The 25,162-nt window shown below is 70.4% G+C and carries 19 protein-coding genes; 14 read left to right on the forward strand and 5 right to left on the reverse strand.

The annotated features are described in order from the left end of the window. Nucleotides 1-162: 162 nt before the first annotated feature. From NYZ98_RS41500 to NYZ98_RS08995, 3 genes are all read left to right on the forward strand, one after another. Nucleotides 163-240: a putative leader peptide gene (locus tag NYZ98_RS41500; RefSeq protein ID WP_380707389.1), complete on the forward strand. Its 78-nt coding sequence runs from the start codon at nt 163-165 to the stop codon at nt 238-240. Nucleotides 241-496: 256 nt separating this feature from the next. Then, nucleotides 497-2,350: a 2-oxoacid:acceptor oxidoreductase subunit alpha gene (locus tag NYZ98_RS08990; protein ID WP_262842112.1), complete on the forward strand. Its 1,854-nt coding sequence runs from the start codon at nt 497-499 to the stop codon at nt 2,348-2,350. Between the two features lie 7 nt (nt 2,351-2,357). Further along, nucleotides 2,358-3,416, forward strand: a complete 1,059-nt coding sequence (locus tag NYZ98_RS08995; RefSeq protein WP_262842113.1) for a 2-oxoacid:ferredoxin oxidoreductase subunit beta — start codon at nt 2,358-2,360, stop codon at nt 3,414-3,416. Between the two features lie 92 nt (nt 3,417-3,508). Here NYZ98_RS08995 and NYZ98_RS09000 read toward each other — a convergent pair whose 3' ends face one another. Together NYZ98_RS09000 and rfbC are read right to left on the reverse strand one after the other, a co-directional pair. Continuing rightward, a complete protein-coding gene (locus NYZ98_RS09000) occupies nt 3,509-5,194 on the reverse strand; it encodes a DUF4082 domain-containing protein (RefSeq protein ID WP_262842114.1) in 1,686 nt (561 codons plus the stop codon). A 336-nt stretch (nt 5,195-5,530) separates the two neighbouring features. After that, on the reverse strand, nt 5,531-6,130 hold the full coding sequence (gene rfbC / locus NYZ98_RS09005) for a dTDP-4-dehydrorhamnose 3,5-epimerase (protein WP_262842115.1): 600 nt from the start codon (nt 6,128-6,130) through the stop codon (nt 5,531-5,533). A gap of 170 nt (nt 6,131-6,300) precedes the next feature. On the opposite strand from rfbC, the gene NYZ98_RS09010 reads away from it, so the two are divergent. The 11 genes from NYZ98_RS09010 (at nt 6,301) to NYZ98_RS09060 (ending at nt 22,200) form a co-directional block, all read left to right on the forward strand. Beyond that, nucleotides 6,301-6,960, forward strand: a complete 660-nt coding sequence (locus tag NYZ98_RS09010; protein ID WP_262842116.1) for a class I SAM-dependent methyltransferase — start codon at nt 6,301-6,303, stop codon at nt 6,958-6,960. 293 nt (nt 6,961-7,253) lie between these two features. Next, the gene (locus NYZ98_RS09015; RefSeq protein WP_262842117.1) at nt 7,254-11,294 is read left to right on the forward strand and encodes a DUF4082 domain-containing protein; all 4,041 of its coding nucleotides are present in this window, start codon (nt 7,254-7,256) and stop codon (nt 11,292-11,294) included. A gap of 73 nt (nt 11,295-11,367) precedes the next feature. Next, nucleotides 11,368-12,405 (forward strand): Gfo/Idh/MocA family protein, encoded by a 1,038-nt coding sequence (locus NYZ98_RS09020; protein WP_262842118.1) that lies wholly within the window; start codon nt 11,368-11,370, stop codon nt 12,403-12,405. Further along, complete coding sequence (locus tag NYZ98_RS09025; RefSeq protein WP_262842119.1) at nt 12,402-13,370, forward strand: NAD-dependent epimerase/dehydratase family protein; 969 nt, start codon at nt 12,402-12,404, stop codon at nt 13,368-13,370. The genes NYZ98_RS09020 and NYZ98_RS09025 overlap by 4 nt, the downstream gene beginning before the upstream one ends. Continuing rightward, a complete protein-coding gene (locus tag NYZ98_RS09030; protein WP_262842120.1) occupies nt 13,367-14,527 on the forward strand; it encodes a glycosyltransferase in 1,161 nt (386 codons plus the stop codon). The genes NYZ98_RS09025 and NYZ98_RS09030 overlap by 4 nt, the downstream gene beginning before the upstream one ends. Further along, the gene (locus NYZ98_RS09035; RefSeq protein WP_262842121.1) at nt 14,524-15,645 is read left to right on the forward strand and encodes a DegT/DnrJ/EryC1/StrS family aminotransferase; all 1,122 of its coding nucleotides are present in this window, start codon (nt 14,524-14,526) and stop codon (nt 15,643-15,645) included. The genes NYZ98_RS09030 and NYZ98_RS09035 overlap by 4 nt, the downstream gene beginning before the upstream one ends. 70 nt (nt 15,646-15,715) lie before the next feature. Continuing rightward, the gene (locus NYZ98_RS09040) at nt 15,716-16,939 is read left to right on the forward strand and encodes a glycosyltransferase family 4 protein (RefSeq protein WP_262842122.1); all 1,224 of its coding nucleotides are present in this window, start codon (nt 15,716-15,718) and stop codon (nt 16,937-16,939) included. Further along, nucleotides 16,936-18,372: an oligosaccharide flippase family protein gene (locus NYZ98_RS09045; protein ID WP_262842123.1), complete on the forward strand. Its 1,437-nt coding sequence runs from the start codon at nt 16,936-16,938 to the stop codon at nt 18,370-18,372. The genes NYZ98_RS09040 and NYZ98_RS09045 overlap by 4 nt, the downstream gene beginning before the upstream one ends. A gap of 69 nt (nt 18,373-18,441) precedes the next feature. Beyond that, complete coding sequence (locus NYZ98_RS09050; protein ID WP_262842124.1) at nt 18,442-19,119, forward strand: acetyltransferase; 678 nt, start codon at nt 18,442-18,444, stop codon at nt 19,117-19,119. 1 nt (nt 19,120) lies between these two features. Next, on the forward strand, nt 19,121-20,302 hold the full coding sequence (locus NYZ98_RS09055) for a DegT/DnrJ/EryC1/StrS family aminotransferase (protein ID WP_262842125.1): 1,182 nt from the start codon (nt 19,121-19,123) through the stop codon (nt 20,300-20,302). Between the two features lie 170 nt (nt 20,303-20,472). After that, a complete protein-coding gene (locus NYZ98_RS09060) occupies nt 20,473-22,200 on the forward strand; it encodes an RNA-binding domain-containing protein (protein ID WP_262842126.1) in 1,728 nt (575 codons plus the stop codon). Between the two features lie 158 nt (nt 22,201-22,358). On the opposite strand, the gene NYZ98_RS09065 is transcribed toward NYZ98_RS09060, so the two are convergent. Genes NYZ98_RS09065 through NYZ98_RS09075 form a run of 3 tightly spaced genes read right to left on the reverse strand, consistent with a single transcriptional unit; the run spans nt 22,359 to nt 25,100 of the window. Continuing rightward, on the reverse strand, nt 22,359-22,631 hold the full coding sequence (locus NYZ98_RS09065) for a DUF6295 family protein (RefSeq protein WP_262842127.1): 273 nt from the start codon (nt 22,629-22,631) through the stop codon (nt 22,359-22,361). A 34-nt stretch (nt 22,632-22,665) separates the two neighbouring features. Continuing rightward, complete coding sequence (locus NYZ98_RS09070; RefSeq protein ID WP_262842128.1) at nt 22,666-23,409, reverse strand: dienelactone hydrolase family protein; 744 nt, start codon at nt 23,407-23,409, stop codon at nt 22,666-22,668. Further along, complete coding sequence (locus tag NYZ98_RS09075) at nt 23,406-25,100, reverse strand: MFS transporter (protein ID WP_262842129.1); 1,695 nt, start codon at nt 25,098-25,100, stop codon at nt 23,406-23,408. The genes NYZ98_RS09070 and NYZ98_RS09075 overlap by 4 nt, the downstream gene beginning before the upstream one ends. Between the last annotated feature and the right edge of the window lie 62 nt (nt 25,101-25,162).

The raw sequence follows: 25,162 nt of genomic DNA on the forward strand, positions 1-25,162 counted from the left end.
CCCGGCCGCCACCAGGCCAGGGGCCCGCCCGGCCCGGGCACGACCCCGGCACTACCGGGCCACGACCCCGGCTCCACGGCCCTCGCCCACGATGTGAGGTGAGACAAGACGCTCGGGACAACCGGTGGAAGGGACATATAGTTAGTGAACGTGACCCGAAACGTGCTCTACTCCCGCTTGCACGTTGACCTGTGCAGGCTCGCCTCGGGGCTGTGTACGGGGAGCCGTTTCCGGTCATGACCAGGCCCACGGCCGTGGTCGTCAACCGCGTCTCGACCTGAGCCGCCCCAGGCCCAGGGTTCACCACGTGTCACCGCATCGCCCCCGATGCCCGTGTGCCACGTCATGACCAAGAGATCGGTGCCGTCGCAGGGACATGGGTCACACCCTTCGACGCGCATGCGTAAAGAAGCCCGCGCAGCCCCAAGGGATCTAGCATGGAAATGAATACGTGCCAGCAGCGACGGCGCCCAGGCGCGTCGAGGAGGACCGAGCTGTGACCAAGCAGGTTCAGCAACTCGACCGCGTGATCATTCGCTTCGCGGGCGACTCCGGCGACGGCATGCAGCTGACCGGTGATCGTTTCACGGCGGAGACCGCGCAGTTCGGAAACGACCTTTCCACCCTGCCCAACTTCCCCGCGGAGATCCGGGCCCCCGCAGGCACACTCCCAGGAGTGTCGAGCTTCCAGCTCCACTTCGCCGACCACGACATCCTGACCCCAGGCGACGCCCCGAACGTCCTGGTCGCCATGAACCCCGCGGCGCTGAAGGCCAACATCGGCGACCTGCCGCGCGGGGCCGACGTCATCGTCAACACCGACGAGTTCACCAAGCGCAACCTGCAGAAGGTCGGCTACGCCGCGAGCCCCGTGGACGACGGGTCGCTCGGCGAGTGGCGCGTGCACGCCGTCCCGCTCACCTCGCTGACGGTGAAGTCCCTCGAAGGCTTCGCGGTCTCCAAGAAGGACGCCGAGCGGGCGAAGAACATGTTCGCGCTCGGCCTGCTGTCGTGGCTCTACCACCGCCCGACCGAGGCGACCGTCAAGTTCCTCGAGACCAAGTTCGCCAAGAAGCCCGACATCGCGAAGGCCAACATCGCGGCGTTCCAGGCGGGGTGGAACTTCGGCGAGACCACCGAGTCGTTCTCGGTGTCCTACGAGATCAAGCCGGCCAAGCTCACCCCGGGCCTGTACCGCAACATCTCCGGCAACCAGGCGCTGGCCCTCGGCCTGATCGCCGCCTCGGTGCAGGCCAAGCTGCCGCTGTTCCTCGGGTCGTATCCGATCACCCCGGCGTCCGACATCCTGCACGAGCTGTCCAAGCACAAGCGGTTCGGCATCCGCACCTTCCAGGCGGAGGACGAGATCGCCGGTGTCGGCGCCGCGCTCGGGGCGGCGTTCGGCGGGGCGCTCGGCGTCACCACCACCTCCGGCCCGGGTGTGGCGCTCAAGGCCGAGACCGTGGGCCTGGCGGTCACCACCGAGCTGCCGCTGCTGGTGGTCGACGTCCAGCGGGCCGGCCCCTCGACGGGCATGCCCACCAAGACCGAGCAGACCGACCTGCTGATGGCGATGTTCGGGCGCAACGGCGAGTCCCCGGTGCCGATCGTGGCGCCCGCGACGCCGTCCGACTGCTTCGACGCGGCGGTGGAGGCGGCGCGCATCGCCGTGAAGTACCGCACGCCGGTCATGCTGCTGTCCGACGGCTACCTGGCGAACGGCTCCGAGCCGTGGCGGCTGCCCGAGATCGAGGACCTGCCCGACCTGTCGGTCGACTTCCAGGTGGAGCCGAACGACGAGGACGGCGAGACCTACCTCCCGTTCAAGCGCGACCCGCAGACGCTCGCCCGGCCGTGGGCCGTCCCCGGCACCCCGGGCCTTGAGCACCGCATCGGTGGCATCGAGAAGGCCGACGGCACGGGCAACATCTCCTACGACCCGAACAACCACGACCTCATGGTCCGCCTCCGCCAGGCCAAGATCGACGGCATCGCGCAGGACATCCCGCAACTCGTCGTCGACGATCCCGGTGGCGACGCCCGCGTGCTGGTCCTCGGCTGGGGCTCGACGTACGGGCCGATCGCGGCCGCGGTGCGGCGGGTGCGCAAGGCGGGCGGGAAGGTCGCCCAGGTCCACGTGCGCCACCTCAACCCGCTGCCCTCCAACATCGGGGAGGTGCTGCGCTCCTACGACAAGGTCCTGCTGCCGGAGATCAACCTCGGCCAGCTCGCGCTCCTGCTGCGGGCCCGGTTCCTGGTCGACATCATCAGTTACAACCGCGTGCGCGGTCTTCCCTTCAAGGCCGAAGAGCTGGCCGGAGTGATCCAGGACGTGATCGACAGTGAGTGATATCGCGATGAACGGGCATATCGCACCCCCCATCGGCGGCACCGGGCTGACCCTCATCCCCCGGGCCACGGAGAAGCAGACCCTCAAGGACTTCAAGAGCGACCAGGAGGTGCGCTGGTGCCCCGGGTGCGGTGACTACGCCATCCTGGCCGCGGTCCAGAGCTTCCTGCCCGAGCTGGGCCTGAAGCGCGAGAACATCGTGTTCGTGTCGGGCATCGGCTGCTCCTCCCGGTTCCCGTACTACCTGAACACCTACGGCTTCCACTCGATCCACGGCCGCGCGCCGGCGATCGCGACGGGCCTGGCCGCGTCCCGCCCCGACCTGTCCGTCTGGGTGATCACCGGCGACGGCGACGCGCTGTCGATCGGCGGCAACCACCTGATCCACGCGCTGCGCCGCAACGTCAACATGAACATCCTGCTGTTCAACAACCGGATCTACGGGCTGACCAAGGGGCAGTACTCCCCGACGTCCGAGGTCGGCAAGATCACCAAGTCCACGCCGATGGGCTCGCTGGACAAGCCGTTCAACCCGATCTCGCTCGCCCTCGGTGCCGAGGCCGGTTTCGTGGCCCGCACGCTCGACTCCGACCGCAAGCACCTCCAGTCGGTGCTGCGCGAGGCCGTGGCGCACCGCGGCACGAGCCTGGTCGAGATCTACCAGAACTGCAACATCTTCAACGACAACGCCTTCGAGCCGCTGAAGGACCCGGGGCTGCGTGACGACATCACGCTGCGCCTGGAGCACGGCCTGCCGATCGTGTCGGCCTCCAAGGCGGTGCGCCGCGCGGCGAACGGCGGCATCGAGGTCGTCGAGCGGTCCACGGTGCCCGAGGGCGAGATCCTCGTGCACGACGCGCACAACCCCGACCCGTCGGTGGCGTTCGCGCTGTCCCGGCTGGACGAGCCCGCGTTCGAGCACGTGCCGATCGGGATCTTCCGTTCGGTCGACCGCCCGACGTACGACACGCTGATGACCGAGCAGCTCGAGGAGGCCGTGGCCGAGCGCGGCCCCGGGCAGCTCGGCGACCTGCTGCGCGGCGGCGACACCTGGCAGGTGGGCTGACCGCGACCTGGCGGCCGCCGACCCTCAGGGCACACGAACGGCACCACGAAGGGCCCCCCGCGAACATCCGCGGAGGGCCCTTCGTCATGTGCTCAGCCGCCTTCGGGGACGGGCTTGCCGTCCTCCCAGACGTTGCCCTTCCACTCGTTGGTCCCGCCCTTGTCCCAGTACGCCACCGGGCCGTTGTAGCCGCCCTTGGCCCACACGTCCCGGCTGAACACGTTGTTCAGGACCTTGATGTTGGACGAGGTGCCCTTGGCGCCGGCGCCGCCGTACAGGGAGTAGCCGCCGCCGGCCAGGAAGTTGCCCTCGACGGTGACGTTGCGGACCACGCCGAAGTCCTGGAAGAGCGCGATCGCGCCGGTCTGCTCCAGCGTGTTGATGACGGTGTTGCCGCGGATCACCAGCGTGGCCCCGGACGGCGGCCCGCTCGTACACATGATCATGTCGGTGTGGTCACCGGAGAAGTACTTCGGGTCGTGGAGGTAGGAGTCCTCCACCAGGCCCTGCTCGGTGAGGATGCCGTTGCTGATCGTGTGGATGTCGACCCGCCGGACCGTCAGCTCCCGGCCCTGGTTGATGATCCCGAACTGGGTGCGGTCGCGGCCGTTGCCGAAGATCTCGCTGTCCTCGACCTTCAGGCCGGTGTGGCCCTGCCGCTGGATGATCCCCCAGTCGCCGGGCGCCGCCGCCAGCCGGGTGTTCCTGATGGTCACGTTGTCGGCGTCGACGTTGATCTCGCCGCTGACCTCCATGCCGTCGATCACGGTGCCGTCCTTGGTGACGGTGATCGACTTGCTCGCCTTGAGGTTCGTGCCCGAGGGCACCCCGGTGTCGGCCGCGCCGGGGAAGCTCGTGGACGGCGGTGACGCCGGCGGCGTCCTGCTCGGCGTGGGCGAGGGGTCCCTGGTCGGCTGCTTGGTCGGGTCGGCGCTGGGCGACGGCTTCGGCGTGTGACTCGCCGGGGGTTCGGCGCTGGGCGTGGCGGACCTCGTCGGGGTCGCCGAGGGGGTGGCGGAGGCCGGGGGGCTCGACTCCGGCGGAGTCACCGACGGCGTCGCGCTGACCTCGCCGGTCGGCGGGCCGGATTCGGTGACCGTCGGGGTGGCCGAGACCTCGGGCGGCGTGCTCGGGCCGGCGGTGACGCCGTCGGAGGGCCGCTGCGACGGGCGGGGGATGTCACGGCGTTCACGGTGCCGGAAGATGACGTCGACCCAGTAGTTCACCCGGGCGGAGTGGCGGCGCCATGGGAAGGACGCCTTGGCGGCGGGGGCGAACACCCCGGCCTGCGCGGTCAGCGGGCCCACCGTGACGGGCTCGTCCAGCCCGCCGCGCTCGGCCACGTACCCGCCGTTGGCCGTGTGGTAGGAGACGGTGTAGACGCGGCCCGCGACGATCGGCACCGGCGTGGAGAACAGTGCCTGCTGCCAGCCGCTTCGCGTCTCGCCGGTGAAGGTGACCTTCGCCAGCAGCTTGCGGTCCGGGCCCCACAGGCTGCCGCGGTGCGTGCCGCGCTCGGAGGCGGGCTTGTAGAACCGCACGCCGGCCACCTCGCCGTCGCGGCCCGCCTTGAAGCGCGTGCCGAGTTCCAGCGGCGTGTGCTCGGCCAGGGTCTTGCCTTTGACGGCCTTCTTGGACTTCCAGAGACTGGACTCCAGGGTCACTTCGGCCGATACGGGTGCGGCGTTCGAGGTCGGCGCGGGAGCCGAGGGCCCCCGGTTGATGACCACCACCGTGACGGTTGCCCCCAACAACGCGGCGGCGGCCAGCAACGACACCCGTCCCATCATGGGGAACCGGGGCGACCCAGCGGATCGAGATCTCGCGGACGAGGGACGGCGTCCACGCCGTCCGTCCGCATGCCGGGAGTTGCTCACTGGCACAAGCCTCCACCTCCGGCGCGTGTGGCCGGACTCCGATCATGTTTCAGTGCGAGGCCATTGTTGCGGTTGGGAAACGAGTAGACAACCAGATCTCGCTTTTTATCCGCTTAATGGACCGAATTCACGAGGGATACCGTGATTTAGGCATCACAATTCACCGATCCACCGTAGCCAAAACCCGCTGTCACGCCTCCGTCACGCCGCGTCCGGCGAACGCCGCCGCGCCCGCGCTCAGGCCTCGCCGCGCAGCTTCGCGTAGTACGCCAGGCAGTCCTCGTACAGCGGCAGCAGGCCCTTCTCCCGCGCCTCCTCCAGCGTCGGGGCGGCGGCGTCCTTGGGGGACAGCAGCGGTTCCACGTCCGCGGGCCAGGCGATGCCCAGCTCGGGGTCCAGGGGGTGCACCCCGTACTCGCGGCGCGGCGCGTAGGGCTCGGAGCAGGCGTAGATCACGATGGCCTGCTCGCTGAGCGCCAGGAAGGCGTGGCCCAGGCCCTCGCCGACGTACACGCCGCGCCGGGTGCGGTCGTCCAGCTCGACCGTCTCCCACCGGCCGAACGTCGGGGACCCCACGCGGACGTCGACCACGACGTCAAGGACGCTGCCGCTGACGCAGGTGACGAACTTGGCCTGGCTCGGCGGCACGTCCGCGAAGTGCACGCCGCGCAGGGTGCCGCGCCGCGACACCGAGCAGTTGGCCTGGGCGAGGTTCAGGCCGTGGCCGACGGCCGAGACCAGGAGGTCGGCCCGGAACCACTCCAGGAACGTTCCTCTGTCGTCTCCGTGGACGGCCGGGGTGAACAGGTAGGCGTCTTCGATGCTGAGTTGCTCCACGACGCCAAGAGTGCCAGGCCCCGTCTCGGTGCGCTATCGAATGACCCCGGAGCGCACCGTGGCCGGATGTGGTCTGCGATAGTTGGGCGGTTCCATTGGAACGTGCCGAAAACAGCAGAACAATGGTCACGAGCTCCTGTCCCCCCACGAACTCCCCGCCAAGGAGACCAATGAGCCGTCTGAACGCCCTCCGGAGCCGCTTCGTCGACGCGCCCGACTCGCTCGGCGCCAAGGCCAGGGCCCGGCGCTGGAACTGGTTCGCGGAGAGTTTTCCAGACCTGTCCAGCATGTCGGTGATCGACCTCGGCGGCACCGCCAGCGCCTGGCTGCGGGCGCCCGTCCAGCCGGCCCACGTGCAGATCGTCAACCTGGAGACGCCTCCCGCGGACCTGCCGGGCTGGCTGAGGGCCGACGTGGCCGACGCGTGCGCGCTGCCGCCCGGCATCCTCGACACTCACTATGACCTGGTGTTCTCCAACGCCGTCATCGAGCACGTCGGGGGGCACCTGCGGCGGCGGATGTTCGCCGACTCCGTCCACCGGCTGGCCGAGCGCCACTGGGTGCAGACGCCCTACCGCTACTTCCCCGTGGAGCCGCACTTCCTGTTCCCGGGGTTCCAGTACCTCCCGATCGCCGCCCGTACGGCGCTGCTCCGCCGGTGGCCGCTCGTGCACACCCCCACCTCCGACCGGGAGGCGGCGCGGAACATCGTCATGGAGGTGGAGCTGCTGAGCATTACCGAGATGCGGCACTACTTCCCGTCCTCGGAAATTCGTTTCGAGCGGCTGGGCGGGCTTGTGAAGTCCGTTCTCGCGATCAAGGAGAAGTAGCCCCCGAGGCGCCCAGATCTGACATATCACCTTTTCTCCCCATCGAATTATCAGCAAAAAAGCGGAGATTATGCGACAAGCGGTCGAGGCTCGGTCCATCACACTTTGTGACGGACCGGCTCCGGTATGTCATCACAGCGGGGCGACCGGCGCTGACTCGTGTGACCACTGGGACGGCAGTTGGTGAAGTCACGTAAACCGAGTTCACCATCGGGACGTCGATTCGTCGGGACCACGCTCCACAGCGTGAGCACCACCGGGGCATCCGACCCTTCGAATCACGTGGGAGCTTCATGAAACCGCGCAGTGCCGCGCGCCGACGACTTTCGGCGATCACAGCAGCAGCGTTGACGCTGGCCGCCTTACTGACGGCCCCCGCCGCGCCGGCGATCGCGCTGGGCCCGTGCGACGCGGGTGGCAACAAGATCACCTGTGAGAACCAGAACGAGGGCAGCGACCGGACGGAGTGGGACACCAATCCGCACGGCACCGTCGAGGGCTACGGCGACCAGATGAGCGTCAACCTGGGCCAGACGGTGAACTTCAAGGTCCGCTCCACGGCGCTGACCCTGCGGGTCGACATCTACCGGATGGGCTACTACCAGGGCAACGGCGCCCGGAAGATCACCACGGTGCCCGCCACCACGTCGGTGTCCAGGTTCCAGCCGAACTGCCCGGAGAACACCACCACCGGCGAGGTCGCCTGCGCCTGGGGCACGGTCGCGAGCTGGACCGTTCCCGCCACAGCGGTCTCGGGCGTCTACTTCGCCCACGTGGTGCGCACCGACACCGACGACGACACCCACATCGTCTTCGTCGTCCGCGACGACGCGAGCACGGCCGACCTGCTGTTCCGCACCTCCGACAGCACCTGGCAGGCCTACAACTCCTGGGGCGACATCCCGGCCACCGAGGACAACCCGAACAAGGTGCTCAACAGCCTCTACCGGGGCGACAGCGTCGTGGCGCCGGGCCGGGCCGTCAAGGTCAGCTACAACCGGCCCTTCAACACGCGCGAGTCCACCCCCTGGGGCCGCGACTTCGTGTTCGCCAACGAGTACCCCATGATCCGCTGGCTGGAGGCCAACGGCTACAACGTGTCGTACATGTCCTCCCTGGACGCGGCACGCGCGCCGTCCACCCTGCTCAACCACAAGTCGGTGCTGTCGGTCGGCCATGACGAGTACTGGTCGGGCGAGGAGCGCGCCGCCTTCGAGAACGCCCGCGACAACGGCGTGAACCTCGCGTTCTTCAGCGGCAACGAGGTCTACTGGAAGACCCGCTGGGAGAACTCCTACCGCACCCTGGTCTCCTACAAGGAGACTCACGCGAACGGCAAGATCGACCCGCTCCCCAACGTGTGGACGGGCACCTGGCGCGACCCGCGCTTCAGCCCGCCCGCCGACGGCGGCAAGCCGGAGAACGCCCTCACCGGCACCCTGTTCTCGGTCAACTGCAACTCCTCCGACGACGACTGCGCCGCGATCCCGCTGACCGTGCCGGCCGCCGACGGCAAGATGCGCTTCTGGCGGGGCACCACCATCGCCACCCAGCTCTCCGGGTCGATCAGCGTCCCCGGCCTCGTCGGCTACGAATGGGACGAGGACGCCGACAACGGCTTCCGGCCCAAGGGCCAGGTGCCGCTGTCGAGCACGACGTACACGGCCGAGCAGGTGCTCATCGACTACGGCACCAACGTCGCCGCCAAGAGCGCCACCCACCGCATGACCCTGCACCGCGCGCCGAGCGGCGCCCTGGTCTTCGGCGCCGGCACCGTGCAGTGGTCGTGGGGCCTGGACGGCACCCACGACTCCTACGACGAGACCGACTACAGCGACACGCGTATCAAGCAGGCGACGGTGAACCTGCTCGCCGACATGGGCGTGCAGCCCAAGTCGCTCACCGGCGGGCTGAACGCGGCGCTCAAGTCGACCGACGTCACCGCGCCGGTCGCGGTCGTCACCGCCCCCGCCGTGAACGCCACCGTGAACAACGGCACGACGGTCAGCGTCACCGGCACCGCCGCCGACGTCGGCGGCCAGGTCGGCGGCGTTGAGGTCTCCACCGACGGCGGCACCACCTGGCACCCGGCCACCGGGCGCGCGAGCTGGAGCTACTCCTGGAAGGTCACCGGCGCGGGCGCCGCGACCATCAAGGTCCGCGTGGCCGACGACAGCGGCAACGTCAGCGCCGAGGTGTCGAAGAACGTCACCGTCGACTGCCCGTGCAGCCTGTTCACCTCCTCCTCGGCCCCGGCCAACCCGTCCGAGAACGACACCAGCGCGCTGGAGCTCGGCGTGCGCTTCACCCCGGCCGTCAACGGCTACCTGACGGGCGTCAAGTTCTACAAGGGCACCGGCAACACCGGGACGCACACCGGCACCCTGTGGACCGCCTCCGGGCAGGAGCTGGCCACCGGCACCTTCACCGGGGAGACCTCCAGCGGGTGGCAGAAGCTCACCTTCGCCTCGCCGGTCCACCTCACCGCGAACACCGAGTACATCGCGTCCTACTACGCGCCGAACGGCCACTACGCCGCCGACGCGAACTACTTCCGCTACCAGCCGACGGTCACCGCGCCGCTCACCGCGCCCGCGGCCACCGAGACCGCGGGCAACGGCGTCTACCGGTCGGGAGAGGGCTTCCCGAACCAGACCTACAACGGCGGCAACTACTGGGTGGACGTCGTCTTCACCATCAACGACATCTACCCGCCCGCGGCCGTCTCGGCCACGCCGGTCCCCGGCTCCTCCAGCGTCCCCACCACGGTCCAGCCGAAGGTCACCTTCGGGGAGCCCGTCCAGGCGAGCGGCGCGACGTTCACGCTCAAGGACTCCTCGAACGCGACCGTCGCCGGCACCGCCTCGCTCGACCCCGCCCACACCTCGCTCACCTTCGCGCCGGCCGCGCCGCTGGCCCCCGGTGAGCGGTTCACCGTGTCGGTGTCGGGCGCCAAGGACGACGCGAGCAACACCATGGCCGCGCCGTACACCTTCTCCTTCACCACGGCGAAGACCTGGACGGCCGGCGTCTGCCCGTGCAGCGTGTGGCCCGACGTCACCGTCCCGGACGTGCCGAGCGTCAACGACACCGGCTCCCTTGAGGTGGGCGTCAAGTTCCAGTCCACCACGGACGGCTTCATCGAGGGCGTCCGCTTCTACAAGGGCGAGGGGAACACCGGGACGCACACCGGCACCCTGTGGAACTCCGCCGGCGGCGAGCTGGCCACGGCGACCTTCACCGACGAGTCCACCGAGGGCTGGCAGGAGGTGTACTTCAACACTCCGGTGCCGGTGACCAAGGACACCACCTACGTCGCCTCGTACCACGCGCCGAACGGCCACTACGCGGCCACCTACAACGGCCTGGCCTCGCAGGTGACGGTGACCCCGCTGCGCACGCTGGCGAGCACGGGGAACGGCGGCAACGGCGTCTACAAGTACGGCACCCGCTCGTTCCCGACCGAGTCGTGGTCGGCGACCAACTACTGGGTGGACGTGGTCTTCTCCAAGCTGGCCGACACCACCGCGCCGTACGTCACGCTCAAGTCGCCCGACCACGGCGGCACCGGCGTGGCCACCGGGACGGCGGTGACGGCGACGTTCAGCGAGCCCGTCCAGGACGGCACCGCCGAGATCACGGTGAAGGACGGGGCGAACCAGGAGGTGCCGGGCGACGTCACGCTCAACGAGGCCCGCACGCTGCTCACCTTCACCCCTGAGGACCCGCTGGCGCAGAGCACCACCTTCACGGTCGCGGTGAGCGGCGCCGAGGACGACGCCGACAACGCCATGACCACCACGTCGTGGTCGTTCACCACCGGCGGGCCGGCGAGCTGCCCGTGCTCCATATGGGCGAGCAACGCCACCCCCGGCACCCCCTCGATCAACGACCCCGACGCGGTCGAGGTGGGGGTGAAGTTCACCGCAGAGATGGACGGCACCGTCACCGGCGTCCGCTTCTACAAGGGCGCAGGCAACACCGGGACCCACGTGGGCAACCTGTGGAGCGCCACGGGCACCCTGCTGGCCACCGGCACCTTCACCGGCGAGACCGCCTCGGGCTGGCAGTCGCTGACCTTCACCACCCCGGTGAGCGTCACCGCCGGCCAGGTGTACGTGGCCTCCTACCTCGCGCCCGACGGGCACTACGCGGGCGACGGCGGCTACTTCAACTCCGGCCCCTACGACAACTCACCGCTGCACGCCCTGGCCAACGGCGGCGCGGCGGGCGGCAACGGCGTGTACCGGTACGGGACGTCCTCGGGCTTCCCGACCGCCAGCTTCAACGGCGCGAACTACTGGGTGGACGCCCTGTTCACCCCGTCGAGCTAGTCCCTTCACCCGCGTGTGGTCCGATCGCCAGGGCAGGCGATCGGACCACCCGGCCGACCGAGAGGAGACCCGTGTGACGTCGATCGGCCTTGCCGTGATCGGTGCCGGATACTGGGGCCCGAACCTGGTGCGCAACGCCATGGCCACCCCTGAGCTGCGCCTCGAATGGCTGTGCGACCTCGACGAGGAACGTGCCAAGGCGGTGCTCGGCCGTTACACCACGGTACGGCCGACGTCCTCGGTGGACCAGGTGCTCCAGGATCCGTCGGTGGACGCGGTGGCCATCGCCACCCCGGCGCGCACCCACTTCGACCTCGTCAGGGCCGCGCTGGACGCCGGCAAGCACGTGCTGGTCGAGAAGCCACTGACCCCGACCTACGACGAGGGCGCCAAGCTGGTCGCCCTCGCCGAGGAGCGGGGCAAGGTGCTGATGCTCGACCACACCTTCTGCTACACGCCGGTGGTCCGCAGGATCCGCGACCTCATCGCCTCGGGCGAGCTCGGCGACGTCCAGTTCGTCGACTCGGTCCGCATCAACCTCGGGCTCGTCCAGCCCGACGTGGACGTGCTGTGGGACCTCGCGCCACACGACCTGTCCATCCTGGACTTCGTGCTGCCCGAGGGGGTCGTCCCGACCGCGGTGGCCGCGCACACCTCCGACCCGATCGGGGCGGGCCGCCCGTGCCTGGCCTACCTGACCCTGTGGCTGTCCTCGGGCGCCATCGCCCACGTGCACGTCAACTGGCTCAGCCCGACCAAGATCCGTACGACCGTGATCGGCGGGTCGCGCCGCACGATCGTGTGGGACGACGTCAACCCCGCGCAACGCCTCGCGGTGTACGACCGGGGGGTCGACCTGTCGGCCGCGGGCCAGGATGAGCGCCGCGCGGCGCTCATCTCCTACCGCACCGGCGACGTCGTCGTGCCCGCCCTGCCCGAGCGTGAGGCACTGCGCGGGGTGATGCACGAGTTCGCGGCGGCCATCCGCGAGGGCCGGGCGCCGCTGACCGACGGCCGGTCCGGGCTGCGCGTGCTCGCGCTCCTGGAGGCGGCCGGGCGGAGCATCGAGAACGACGGCAGAAGAATCGAACTGGGGGGAACCGCCCGATGATCGAAAACAGCCGCTGCCTGGTGACCGGGGGCGCGGGCACGATCGGCTCGACCATCGTCGACCAGCTCCTCGCGGCGGGCGCCGCCGAGGTGGTCGTGCTCGACAACTTCGTCAGGGGCCGCCGGGCCAACCTCGCCGAGGCCGCCGAGGCGGGCGCGGGACGCCTGCGCGTCGTCGAGGGCGACATCCGCGACACCGCGCTCGTACGGTCGGTGACCGAGGGCATGGACGTGGTCTTCCACCAGGCCGCCATCCGCATCACCCAGTGCGCCGAGGAGCCACGGCTGGCGCTGGAGGTGCTGGTGGACGGCACCTACGAGGTCGTCGAGGCGGCGGCCGACGCGGGCGTGCGCAAGATCGTCGCCGCGTCGTCGGCGTCGGTGTACGGCCTGGCCACCGAGTTCCCCACCCGCGAGGACCACCACCCCTACGACAACGACACCCTGTACGGCGCGGCCAAGACCTTCAACGAGGGGCTGCTGCGCAGCTTCCACGCGATGCGCGGGCTCGACTACGTGGCCCTGCGCTACTTCAACGTGTACGGCCCCCGGATGGACATCCACGGCCTCTACACCGAGGTGCTGATCCGCTGGATGGAGCGCATCGAGGCCGGGCAGCCGCCGCTGATCCTCGGCGACGGCCTGCAGACCATGGACTTCGTCTACACCGAGGACATCGCCCGCGCCAACCTCCTGGCCGCCGAGAGCGACGCCACCGACCAGGTCTTCAACATCGCCTCCGCCACCGAGACCAGCCTGCGCGGCCTGGCCGAGGCCCTCGTCTCGGTCATGGACGCCGGCGACCTCGGCCTGGAGTTCGGGCCGCCCCGCGCGATCAACGGCGTGACCCGCCGGCTGGCCGACGTCGGCGCGGCGGCCGAGCGGCTCGGCTGGAAGGCCGAGGTGGACCTCGAGGAGGGCCTGCGCCGCCTCGTCGCCTGGTGGCGCGCCGAGAAGACCCGGTGAACGACCTCCTCGTCTACGGCGGAGGCACGCGCTACGACGGCGTGACCGGGACCGACCGGCACATGGCCGACCGGCTCAGCGCGCACACCGACGTGCTGTACGTCGACCCCCCGCGCCCCGTCCGCTCCGGGCTGCGCGACCCACAGACCGGTGAGGCCGGACACGTGCTGCGGCGTGTCCGGCCTCACCTTTGGCGGCTGAGCCCCGTCGCCCCGCCCGCCGCGTACCGGCGGGGCGTCGACCGCGTCACCGCCGTGCTCGCCCGCCAGGCCGTACGCGCCGCCGTGCGCAAGACGGGGGGACGCGTCACGGCGGTCGTCGTGGCCGGGACGACCGACCTGCTGGACGTCGCACGGGAGGCGCGGACCCTGCGGTACGTCACCGACGACCTGGTGGCCGGCGCGTCGCTGATCCGCATGTCGGCCGCGCGGCTGGCCCAGGCCGAGCGCCGCATGACGGCCCGCGCCGACGCGGTCGCCGTCGTCTCCCCCGGCCTGGTCGACCGCGTCGCCCTGCTCGGCCGGGCGGCCACCCTGATCCCCAACGGGTGCGACGTCGCCGCCTACGACACCGTCGACGACGCCGCCCTGCCGGGCGACCTGCCCATGGAGCTGGCGGGGCGGCCGGTGGCCGGGTTCGTCGGGCACATCAACGCCCGCATCGACATCGCCCTGCTGGAGGCCGTCGCGGCCACCGGGGCGCCCCTGGTGCTCGTCGGGCCCCGGTCGGAGGGGTACGAGCCGGAGCGGTGGCCCGCGCTCGTCGGGCGGCCCAACGTGCACTGGGTGGGGCGCAAACCGTACGAGGAGCTGCCGTCGTACCTGCGGATCATCGACGTCGGCCTCACCCCGTACGCGGAAAGCGAGTTCAACCGGGCGAGCTTCCCGCTGAAGACGCTGGAGTACCTGGCGGCGGGGCGGGCGGCGGTCTCCACCGACCTGCCTGCGACCGCCTGGCTGGACGCCGGGCCGCTCATCCCCGTCGCGCGGACCCCGGCGGACTTCGCCGCCGCCGTGACGGCGGGGCTGCGCGCCCCACGGACGCCCGCACTCGCCCAGCGGCGGCGGGCCTTCGCGGCACGGCACGACTGGAACCAGAGGGTCGGCCTGCTGGCCGGCCTTCTCCACCTGAAGACCAGAGAGGGGGCCGGGCGATGATCCCGGTGATGCGGCCGTGGTTCGGGCCCGAGGAGGAGGCCGCCGTCGGCGAGGTCATCGCCTCCGGCTGGGTGGCGCAGGGGCCGAGGGTGGCCGAGTTCGAGCGGTCGTTCGCGGCGAGCGTCGAGGCCGGCCACGGGGTGGCCGCCTCCTCCTGCACGACCGCGCTGCACCTCGCGCTGGTGCTCGCCGGCGTCGGGCCGGGGGACGAGGTGGTGGTGCCGTCCCTGTCGTTCATCGCGACCGCGAACGTCGTGCGGTACACCGGCGCCACCCCGGTGTTCGCCGACGTCGACCCCGCGACGGGGAACCTCACCGCCAAGACCGTCGACGCCGCGCGTACGCCCCGCACCCGCGCGGTCATCGTCGTCCACCAGGCCGGCGTGCCCGCCGACGTCGAGGAGATCCGCGCCGCCCACGACGGGCTGACGCTGGTCGAGGACGCCGCATGCGCCGCGGGCTCGGTCTACCGCGAACGGCCGGTGGGCGCCGGTTCGGCGCTGTCCGCCTGGTCCTTCCACCCCCGCAAGCTCCTCACCACCGGCGAGGGGGGCATGCTCACCACCGACGACCCGGAGTGGGCGGCCCGCGCGAAACGGCTGCGGGAGCACGGCATGAGCGTCAGCGCCGCCGACCGGCACGCCACCGGTTCCACCGTGCCCGAGGAGTACACCGAGGTCGGGTTCAACTACCGGATGACCGACCTGCAGGCGGCCGTGGGGCTCGTCCAGCTCCGCAGGCTGCCCGAACTGATCGCCCGCCGACGGGCGCTGGCGGCGCGCTACCAGGAGCTCCTGGCCGACGTCCCCGGGCTCGTCACCGTCCGCGACCCCGCGTACGGCCGGTCGAACTTCCAGTCGTTCTGGATCGCGCTGCCCGACGACTTCCCCGTCGGCCGCGACGCGCTGCTCGCCTTCCTCGCCGAGCGCGGCGTCTCGGCCCGCAGGGGCATCATGGCCGCCCACCTGGAACCGGCGTACGCCGGCGTGCCGTCCGCCGGGCTTCCGGCCACCGAATGGCTGACGGCCAGCTCGCTGATCCTCCCGCTGTTCCACGCGATGACCGAGGCGGAGCAGGACCAGGTCGTCGAGGCCGTCCACGCCGCCGCGGGCCGGTGACCGCCCTCCACCGCGCACGCCCGGGCCGCCGTGGCCTGACCGTGCGCCGTCCGGCGTGTCCCAGGGAGGCATGAACGTGCGCATTCTGGTGTACCCCCACGCCATGGAGGTCGGCGGGAGCCAGCTCAACGCCGTCGAGCTGGCCGGGGCCGTCCAGCGGCTCGGCCACGACGTCAGCGTGATCGGCGAGCCGGGCCCGCTGGTCGGGCACGTCACCGCCGCGGGCTTGGAGCACCTCCCGCTGAGCCCCGGCCGGCGCAGGCCCTCCCCCGCGACCGTGCGGCTGCTGCGCGACCTCGCGGTGCGGCGCGGCCTCGACGTGGTCCACGGGTACGAGTGGCCCCCCGGTGTCGAGGCGTTCTACGCGGGCCTGCGCGGCCCGGCCGCCGCCGTCTGCACGATCATGTCCATGTCGGTGGCGCCGTTCCTGCCGTCGTCGCTGCCCCTGGTCGTCGGCACCCGCGAGATCCAGGAACAGGCGGCGCCCGGCCGCCGCCGCGTCCACCTCATCGAACCCCCCGTCGACGTGGTGGCCAACGCCCCCGGGCACCCGGCGGAGGACTTCCGCCGCGAGTACGGCCTCGGCCCCGGCGGAGGGCCGTTCGACCTCGTCGTGGTCGGGCGGCTGGTCCCCGAGCTCAAGCTGGAGGGACTGCTCACCGCCATCGACGTCGTCGGCCGCCTGGCGCCCGAACTGGACACGCGGCTCGTCGTGGTCGGCGACGGCCCGGCCAGGGCCGACGTGGAACACCGCGCCGCCTCGGCCAACTCGGCCGCCGGCCGCCGGGTCGTCGTCGTCACCGGCCAGCTCCTCGACCCCCGTCCCGCGTACGCCGCCGCGACCGTCTGCCTCGGCATGGGCGGCTCGGCACTGCGGTCCCTGGCGTTCGGCAAACCGCTCATCGTCCAGGGCGAGCTCGGGTTCTTCGAGCTGCTGACCCCCGACAGCGAGAAGACATTCCTCGGCCAGGGCTGGTACGGCCTCGGGCACGGGCGCGAAGAGGGCGCCGCGCGGCTGGAACACCTGATCCGCCGGCTGCACGCGGCCCCCGGGCTGCGCCGCGAGCTGGGCGAGTACGGCAGGCGCCTGGTCGTCGAGCGGTTCAGCCTGGAGCGGGCGGCCCGCGTCCAGGTGGAGATCTACGAGCGGGCCGTCAGCGAACGGCCCGCCGCCCTCGACGCGCTCGGCACCGCGGCGGGCGTGCTGAACTACAAGCTCCGCCGCCGCTACGACCGCCTGCGCGGCACCCACACCCGCGACGACTTCAACGCCGTCGCCAGGAACCGGAAATGACCGGCGTCGAGGCGCCCTCGCTGCGCGCCAAGGCGGGCAAGGCGCTCGGGTGGAGCTTCGTCAGCACCCTGGCCGCCCGGTTCGGGACCCTCGCCATCGGCATCACGCTGGCCCGGGTCCTCGGGCCCAGCGAGTTCGGCACGTTCGCCGTCGCGCTCGTCGCGCTGCTCGCCATGCTCAGCATCAACGAACTGGGCGTCAGCCTGGCCATCGTGCGGTGGCCCGACGACCCCCGCTCGATCGTCCCCACCGTCGCCACCATGTCCGCCGGGTTCAGCGTGCTGGTCTGCGCCGGGTTCGTCCTGGCCGCCCCCGCGTTCGCCGAGGCGATGGGCAACCCCGCCGCGACCGGCCCCGTACGGGTGCTCGCGATCAGCGTCGTGACCAACGGGCTGGTCTCCACCTCGGCGGCGCTGATGCAGCGCGAGTTCATGCAGGGACGCAAGATGATCGCCGACCAGGTCGACAACTGGCTCGGCGCGCTGATCTCCCTCACGCTGGCCTTCCTCGGGTGGGGGGCGATGAGCCTGGCCGTCGGCCGGGTCTGCGGCTCGCTCGCCGGAGGCGCGCTCCTCATCTCCTTCGCGCCCCAGCGGCTGCGGTTCGGCTTCGACCCGGACGTGGCCAGGCGGCTGGTCAGGTTCGGCCTGCCGCTCGCGGGGGCGTCGCTGCTGGTCTTCGCCGTGGGGTACGCCGACCAGATCGTCGTCGGCCACGTACTCGGGTCCACCGCCCTCGGTTTCTACGTCCTGGCCGTCAACCTGTCCGGGTGGCCGGTCGCGGTGTTCTCCCAGCCCGTGCGCGCGGTGGCCCCCGCCGCGTTCGCCCGGCTGCAGCACGACCGCCCGACACTCAACCGGTCGTTCGTCACCGTCGCGGCCCTGCTCGTCGGCCTGACCCTGCCCGTGTGCCTGCTGCTCAGCGGCGCCGCGCCCGCGATCATCCGGTTCGTCTACGGGGACCGGTGGGAACCGGCGGCCATCGCGCTCGCCGGGCTGGGGGTGCTCGCCGGGATGCGGATCTTCTTCGAGCTGGTCTACGACTACCTGGTGGTCATCGAACGGTCCCGCGCGGTGCTCGCCGTCCAGGGCCTGTGGCTGGCCGCCCTGGTCCCGGCGATGTGGATCGGCGTCCACCAGGACGGGCTGCGCGGCGCCGCCGTCGCGCTGGTGGCGGTGGCCGGCGTCGTGGTCCTGCCCGCCTACCTGTGGCAGCTCGCCCGCTCCGGCGTACCCCTCCTCGCCCTCGCGCGCGACCTGTGGCCCGCCCTCCTGGCCGCGCTCGCCGTCGGCGCCGCCGCCGTCCTCGCCCTGCGCACCATCACCCCCGACCTCGCGGTCCTCGCCACCGCCGGCACCATCGCCCTCCTGGTCGTCGCCCTCTACGGCTACCGCCGCCGAGCCACCCTAAGAGCCATCAAGGAAACCCCATGACCACGCGGCCCTCCCTGGACACCCCATGACCGCCCCACCACTGATCGCGCGGCACTCGCTGGAGACGCCATGACCCTCCCCCCCGTCCCGCTGCTCATCGTCGGGGCCGGCGGGTTCGCGCGGGAGACCGCGCAGCTCGTCCACGCGGTCAACGAGGTCACCCCCACCTGGGACCTGCTCGGCCACCTGGACGACGACCCCGCCAAGCAGGGCACCGTCGTGGACGGCGTGCCCGTGCTGGGCGGGTCAGGCGAGGCGGCCGCGCGGGAGGACGCCAAGATCGTGGTCTGCACGGGCAGCCCACGCGACTACGCCAGCCGGGCCAGGGTCGTCGCCCGCCTCGGCCTGCCGGTCGAGCGGTACGCCACCCTGGTCCACCCCGCCGCCGCCGTGTCCCGGACCTCGTCCATCGGCCCGGGGTCGGTCGTCCTGGCCCAGGTGGTGCTGACCGCCGCCGTCACCGTCGGCGCGCACGTCAGCGTGATGCCCCACGTGACCCTCACCCACGACGACGTGATCGGGGACTTCGCCACCCTCGCCGCGGGCGCGCGGCTCGCCGGCGGCGTCCACGTCGAGCGGGGGGCCTACATCGGCTCAGGCGCCCTCGTCCGCGAGACCCTGACCATCGGCTCCTACGCCCTGGTCGGCATGGGGTCCGTCGTCACCCGCGACATCCCTCCCCGCGAGGTCTGGGCCGGAGTGCCCGCCCGTTTCGTCCGTCCAAGCCACGTCACCGATGGAGCCTGACATGATCCCCTTCGTCGATCTGCGAGCCGCCCACGCCGAGGTGGCCGATGAGGTGCGCCAGGGCTTCGACCGGGTCCTGCTGAACACCTCCTTCGTGCAGGGCCCGGACGTCGCCGCCTTCGAGGAGGAGTTCGCGGCCTTCTCCGGCGTCCCGCACTGTGTGGGCGCCGGCAACGGCACCGACGCCATCGAACTGGCCCTCCGCGCCTGCCTGACCCCACCCCCGCACACCGATGTCACGCCATCCGAGGTGATCCTGCCCGCCAACACGTTCGTCGCCACGGCGGAGGCGGTCATCCGGGCCGGTCTGCGCCCGGTGCTGGCCGACTGCGACGACGAGTACCTGCTGCTCGACCCGGAGGCGGCGGCCTCGGCCGTCGGCCCGGACACCGCCGCGATCATCCCCGTCCACCTGTACGGCCAGCAGGCTCCGATGGCCGCCGTCCACGACCTCGCCACCCGGCACGGCCTTGCCGTCGTCGAGGACGCCGCGCAGTCCCAGGGCTCCGGCCAGGCCGGGCGCCCGCCGGTCGGCCTGGCCGCGACGAGCTTCTACCCGGGCAAGAACCTCGGCGCCTACGGCGAGGCCGGCGCCGTCCTGACCTCCTCACCCGCCCTGGCCCGCGCGATCAGGCTGCTGACCGGCCACGGCAGCGAGGTGAAGTACCAGCACGAGACCCTCGGCTTCAACTCACGCCTGGACACCCTCCAGGCCGTGGTCCTGCGGGCCAAACTCAAGCGCCTGGCCCACTGGAACGACCTGCGCCGCGCGGCCGCCGACCGCTACGCGACCCTCCTGTCCGGCATCGAGGGAATCCGGCTCCCCCAGACGGCCCCCGGCAACCTGCACGTCTGGCACCTCTACGTCATCCGCGTCCCCGAACGCGACAAGGTCCTCGCCGGCCTCCAGGACGCCGGCATCCAGGCCCAGATCCACTACCCGGTCCCCATCCACCTCCAACCCGCCTTCCGCCACCTCGGCCACACCCCCGGCGACTTCCCCACAACCGAAAAAGCCGCCACCGAAATCCTCTCCCTCCCCCTCCACCCCCCCCCCCCCCCCCCCCCCCCCCCCCCCCAAAACCCCCCCCACCGCCCCACAAACGTCTTCCTCCCCCTCCACCCCCACCTCACCCCCACCCACCAAGAACAAATAGCCGAAACCCTGTCCACCCTCCTCTGACCAAAATGATGATCATCAGACTGCGGCCGCCGGAGGGGGTTCCTCGCTGCTCGCACGACTCAGCGAAGGTGCGGAGAAGATCTACCTTCGGGCCCGCCGCGCCAGCGGGTTTGAGACCTCCTTTGAGGTTACCGTTCACTGTATTAGTTTCCTCAAAGGAGGCTCAAAGGATGGAGATCGTTCTGCGCGCCCTCGAAGCGGTCCTCCAGGGCACCATGGCGCGCAAGTGCGAGAACGAGAGGCTGGACTTCAAGGAGGCCAAGCCGGATCTGAAGGATGCCTGCAACGACCTCGCGGAGGCGGCCGTCTGCTTCGCCAACGCAGGCGGTGGCCATATCGTCGTCGGGGTGGTGGACTCCGGATCCGGTCCGGACGCGTTCGTGGGATGTCAGCTCGATCCTGGGATGCTGAGAGGGCGCATCCACCAGCTCACGAACCCCAGCCTGCTCGTCGAGGTGTCCCCTCTTGATTTCGCGGGGGCGAGACTGCTGGTCGTCAGCGTCCCGGCGGGGCTGGACGTCTACTCCACGACCAAGGGGTACGCCTACCAACGGATCAATGACCAATGTCTTCCCATGCGGCCACTCGACATCAGCCGCCTCACCGAAGAACGCCGCGGACTGGACTGGTCGGCGACACCCAGTGGACGTGCGGTCGACGATATCGACCCATTGGCGCTTCGATACTGCATGCGACTCCTGCAGAACTCTTCGGATCCGACGCGCCGGTCATACGGGAGGATGTCGGCCATCGACCTCCTTCGGGCGATGAGAGTGATCGCCGATGATGGATCGTTGAATCGTGCCGGAGAGATCCTCCTGTGCTCCGGCTCGGTGTCGACTTCTGCCGATCTCGTGGTGTACCAACATCGCCGGACGCAAGCGGGAGAAGCCGATGCCATTCTCCGGATGCAGTCACCCCTGGTTCTTGTCTTCGAGGAACTCCTGCAATCGATCAGATCGAGACAGGGAATCACTCCGCTGACGCTTGCCGACGGCCAGCAGATACAGATCGAAGATTATCCGTCCGCCGCAGTGCGGGAAGCCATAGCGAACGCTTTCATTCATGGCGACTGGCGGATCCGGTCGCCCGTGCACGTGGACCATTCGGCCGAGTATCTTCGTATCACCTCGCCCGGGCCGCTGGTCAATGGAATCACCATCCACAACATTTTGACGATGGGATCGCGTGCGAGGTACCCCGCGCTCGCGGCGGCCTTCCGTCTCCTCGGCCTGGCCGAGGAGGTTGGGCAGGGCGTGGACCGGATGTTCCGAGAGATGATCAGATCCGGCCGTGACACACCAATCATCTCCGAAGACCAGGACCAGGTGACGGTTCTGTTTCGCGGTCAGCCGCCCAACACGAAAATCGCTCGTTTCCTGACCACTCTTCCGGCGGAGGAGCAAGAGGACACCGACGCACTCCTCATCATCAGGACGCTGTGCCGAAAACGAACGGTCAGCGCGCCCGAGATCGCCCCCATCGTCCAGCGTTCGGCGGAAGAGGCTCAGGCGAGCCTGCTCCGGCTGTCCACGAGCCCGGTGGATATTTTGGAACCGACGCGAGGGACCATGCGCCTCAGTTTTCCGTCTTACCGGCTCAGAGGAGACGTCGTGGCGAGACTTGGTGCGGCCGTCTCCTATCACAGCAGGGCCATGGACGAGATCGACAGGAAAGTAATCGATCACATAATGGATTATGGAGAGGTCAACAGCCGTACCATCCAGCGCCTCTTTGATGTCGACGTCTACCAGGCTCGTGATATTCTGCGCGACCTGGTCGGGCGCGAGATGATAACTCGGACCTCCGAGCAGAAGCGAGGGACCGCAGTCCGCTACGGACCTGGACCGGCTTTTCCGGGGAAAAAAAGTCCGCTCAAAAGTCTCGCGGACCAATAAGCCTTCCCCGGAAGTAGCGGACAAGCTGTTTTAGGCCATTACGATAATTCCGGCGCCTTACGGTGGTAGGAGGCCCTCAGGCGGCAGACCCGCTGCCCTTTCGCCCATGGGTCTGCTGAGAGGGGCGGGCGAAAGGGCCGGTGTGGAGTGGTCGGTGGTCAGTGGTGGGCGGAGGCGAGGCCTGGGGGGGCCGAGGACAGGGCTTTTTGGATGGCTGCGATCAGGGCCAGGGCGGATTCTTCGGTGAGTTCTACGGCGACGCGGGCGGAGGGGCCCTCGGCGGGGTTGGTGAAGTCGATGTTGACGGTGTGTTCGTGGCAGGCGTGGTAGGGGTGGTCGACGTAGACCGCGCCCTCGCTGAGGGTGAACCAGCCGGTGCCGCCCTTGCCCGCGCCGTCCAGTTCGATCTTCTCGGTGATGTAGGTGCACATGGTGGTCTCCTGTCGGCGTCGAGGTGGACCGAGGTCAGGCGCTGAGGTGGCGGCCGTAGAAGTCGAAGATCCTCTTCCAGCCGTCCACGGCGGCGGCGGGGCGGTAAGCGGGGCGGTCGACGGAGAAGAACGCGTGTCCGGCGTCCGGGTAGATGTGGAACTCGTGTTCCTTACCCAGCTTGTCCAGTTCCGCATCGAGGACGCCGACCTCTTCGGGGCCGGGGTAGGTGTCGTCCTCGCCGAACAGGCCGAGCAGCGGGCAGGACAGGTCGGCGGCCTTGGACAGCAGCGGCGTCGCCTTCAGCGGGAACTGCTCGGGCGGCTCGTTCACCACGAAGGCGCCGTAGCAGTCGACGGCGGCGTCGATCTGGAGTGAGCACGCCGCCAGGAAGGACTGCCGGCCGCCGGAGCAGTAGCCGATCACGCCGATCTTGCCGTTGGCGTGGTCGAGGGTGTTGAGGTGCGCCGCGGCGGCCCTGACGTCGCCGACGAGCTGCTCGTCCGGGACGCCGCCCTTGGCGCGCGCGGCCGCGGCCTGGTCGTCGGGGCTGACGCCCGCACCCTCCCGGGAGTACAGGTTCGGGAGGATCGCCGCGTACCCGTTCGCCGCGAACCTGCGGACGATCTCCTGGGTCCCCGTGTCGTAACCGGGCATGTGGTGGATCACCACGACGCCGCCGCGCGCCTGGTCGCCGAGGGGCCGGGCCAGGTAGGCCTCAAGCTCGGCATCGGCATGGCCGGAGATGGCGACCGTGCCTGCCCATATCGCGTCGTTCATACTTGTGCCTCCTTGTGCTCCGCCGGAGCGGGTTCTGAGTGTTGGCCGCCTCCGCCGCGCAACGCGGAGGCCGAGGCGGCGATGAGGGCCATCACCGTGGCGCTGATGAACACCGTTACCAGCCCTCGGTGGAACGGACCGGAGATCAGCTCAGGGAAGAACCGTTTGCCGGTCAGCACCGCCAGGTCGTGCGCCGGCAGCATGGCCATCACGCCGGTCGAGGAGAGCAGGTGGCCGATCGGGTTGTCGCCGAGGAAGGCCGCGAACAGGGTACTGACCGGCGGCAGGTTCGCCACATGCGCGGCCGCCGAGGCGGGCACGCCGTGGCCCACCAGCCCCGCCGTGAGGGTGGCCGGCAGCGTGGTGGCCAGCCCGGCGATCATCAGGGAGAAGAAGACGCCGATGGACAGAGCGCTGCCGGAGTTCTGGAACGTGGCGCGCATCCCGGAGGCGACGCCCCGGCTTCCTGGCGGCACGCTGCCCATGATGGAGGAGGTGTTCGGCGCCGAGAACATGCCCATGCCGATGCCGCAGACCAGCAGGAGCAGGGCGAACGGCGGGTAGGCGAAGTCCACCGGCAGCATCATGAACCCGACGAAGGACATCGCGGTGATCACCAGCCCGCCGGTGGCGAACGCCCGCGAACCGTACCGGTCGGAAAGGTGGCCGGAGACCGGACCGGCGATCAGGAACCCGGCGGTGAGCGGGAGGATGTAGATGCCCGCCCACAGCGGGGTCTCCTCGAAGTCGTATCCGCGCAGCGGCAGCCAGATCCCCTGCAACCAGATGATCAGCATGAACTGCAGGCCGCCCCGGGAGATGGCGGTGAGCAGTGTGGCGAGGTTGCCGGCCATGAACGACCGGATGCGCATCAGTTTCAGGTCCAGCATCGGTTCGGCGACCCTGGCCTCCACCAGGCAGAAGGCCACGAGCGCCAGCAACCCGCCGCCCAGCCCGCCGAGGACCAGCGGGTTGCCCCATCCGGTCGGGTGGCCGCCGTACGGCTGGATCCCGTAGGTGATCGCGACGAGGATGCCCGTGGTGCCCGCCACGAACGTCAGGTTGCTGGCCCAGTCGATGCGGGCCTTCCTCGGGGTGCCGACCTCGCGCAGGCTGCGGTAGGACCAGATGGTGCCGAGGACGCCGAACGGCACGCTCACCCAGAACACCGCCCGCCAGTCGATCACGGCTAGCACGCCGCCCGCGACCAGCCCGAGGAACTGCCCGGCCAGGGCGGTGACCTGGTTGACGCCCAGCGCCATGCCCCGCTGCGAGGTAGGGAAGGCGTCGGTCAGGATGGCCGCGGAGTTGGCGGTGAGCATCGCCCCGCCGAACGCCTGGACGAACCGCCAGCCGATCAGCCACAGGGCTCCGGCGTCCTTGGTGAACGGGTCGAGCGAGAGCGCGAGCGAGGCGACGCTGAAGATCGCGAAGCCGAGGTTGTACAGGCGGACCCGGCCGAACATGTCGCCCAGCCGGCCGAGCGCCACCACCAGCACCGCCTGGACCAGCAGGTAGCCGAGGATCATCCACAGCAGGTAGCCGATGTTCCCTGGCGCCAGCGGGTCGAGCCCGATGCCCCGGAAGATCGCCGGCAGCGAGATGATCACGATCGAGGCGTCCAGGGTGGCCATCAGGACGCCCAGGGTGGTGTTCGACAGGGCGATCCACTTGTACCGGTCGCCGCGCACTACGAACTCCGCCGTACGGGACGGGCCACCCCGGCGTACGGACGGCGCCGTGCGGGACGGGC

Origin of the sequence: Sphaerisporangium corydalis, assembly GCF_025506355.1 — a bacterium.
Classification (GTDB): domain Bacteria; phylum Actinomycetota; class Actinomycetes; order Streptosporangiales; family Streptosporangiaceae; genus Sphaerisporangium; species Sphaerisporangium corydalis.

What these genes read in the sequence shown, in the direction of transcription:
- NYZ98_RS09065 (WP_262842127.1), bottom strand. Translation starts at nt 22,631, where the DNA reads ATGTGCACCTACATCACCGAGAAGATCGAACTGGACGGCGCGGGCAAG.
- NYZ98_RS09055 (WP_262842125.1), top strand. Translation starts at nt 19,121, where the DNA reads ATGATCCCCTTCGTCGATCTGCGAGCCGCCCACGCCGAGGTGGCCGAT.
- NYZ98_RS09015 (WP_262842117.1), top strand. Translation starts at nt 7,254, where the DNA reads ATGAAACCGCGCAGTGCCGCGCGCCGACGACTTTCGGCGATCACAGCA.
- NYZ98_RS09070 (WP_262842128.1), bottom strand. Translation starts at nt 23,409, where the DNA reads ATGAACGACGCGATATGGGCAGGCACGGTCGCCATCTCCGGCCATGCC.
- NYZ98_RS08995 (WP_262842113.1), top strand. Translation starts at nt 2,358, where the DNA reads ATGAACGGGCATATCGCACCCCCCATCGGCGGCACCGGGCTGACCCTC.
- NYZ98_RS09050 (WP_262842124.1), top strand. Translation starts at nt 18,442, where the DNA reads ATGACCCTCCCCCCCGTCCCGCTGCTCATCGTCGGGGCCGGCGGGTTC.
- NYZ98_RS09060 (WP_262842126.1), top strand. Translation starts at nt 20,473, where the DNA reads ATGGAGATCGTTCTGCGCGCCCTCGAAGCGGTCCTCCAGGGCACCATG.
- NYZ98_RS09045 (WP_262842123.1), top strand. Translation starts at nt 16,936, where the DNA reads ATGACCGGCGTCGAGGCGCCCTCGCTGCGCGCCAAGGCGGGCAAGGCG.
- NYZ98_RS09035 (WP_262842121.1), top strand. Translation starts at nt 14,524, where the DNA reads ATGATCCCGGTGATGCGGCCGTGGTTCGGGCCCGAGGAGGAGGCCGCC.
- NYZ98_RS09025 (WP_262842119.1), top strand. Translation starts at nt 12,402, where the DNA reads ATGATCGAAAACAGCCGCTGCCTGGTGACCGGGGGCGCGGGCACGATC.
- NYZ98_RS09010 (WP_262842116.1), top strand. Translation starts at nt 6,301, where the DNA reads ATGAGCCGTCTGAACGCCCTCCGGAGCCGCTTCGTCGACGCGCCCGAC.
- NYZ98_RS09040 (WP_262842122.1), top strand. Translation starts at nt 15,716, where the DNA reads ATGAACGTGCGCATTCTGGTGTACCCCCACGCCATGGAGGTCGGCGGG.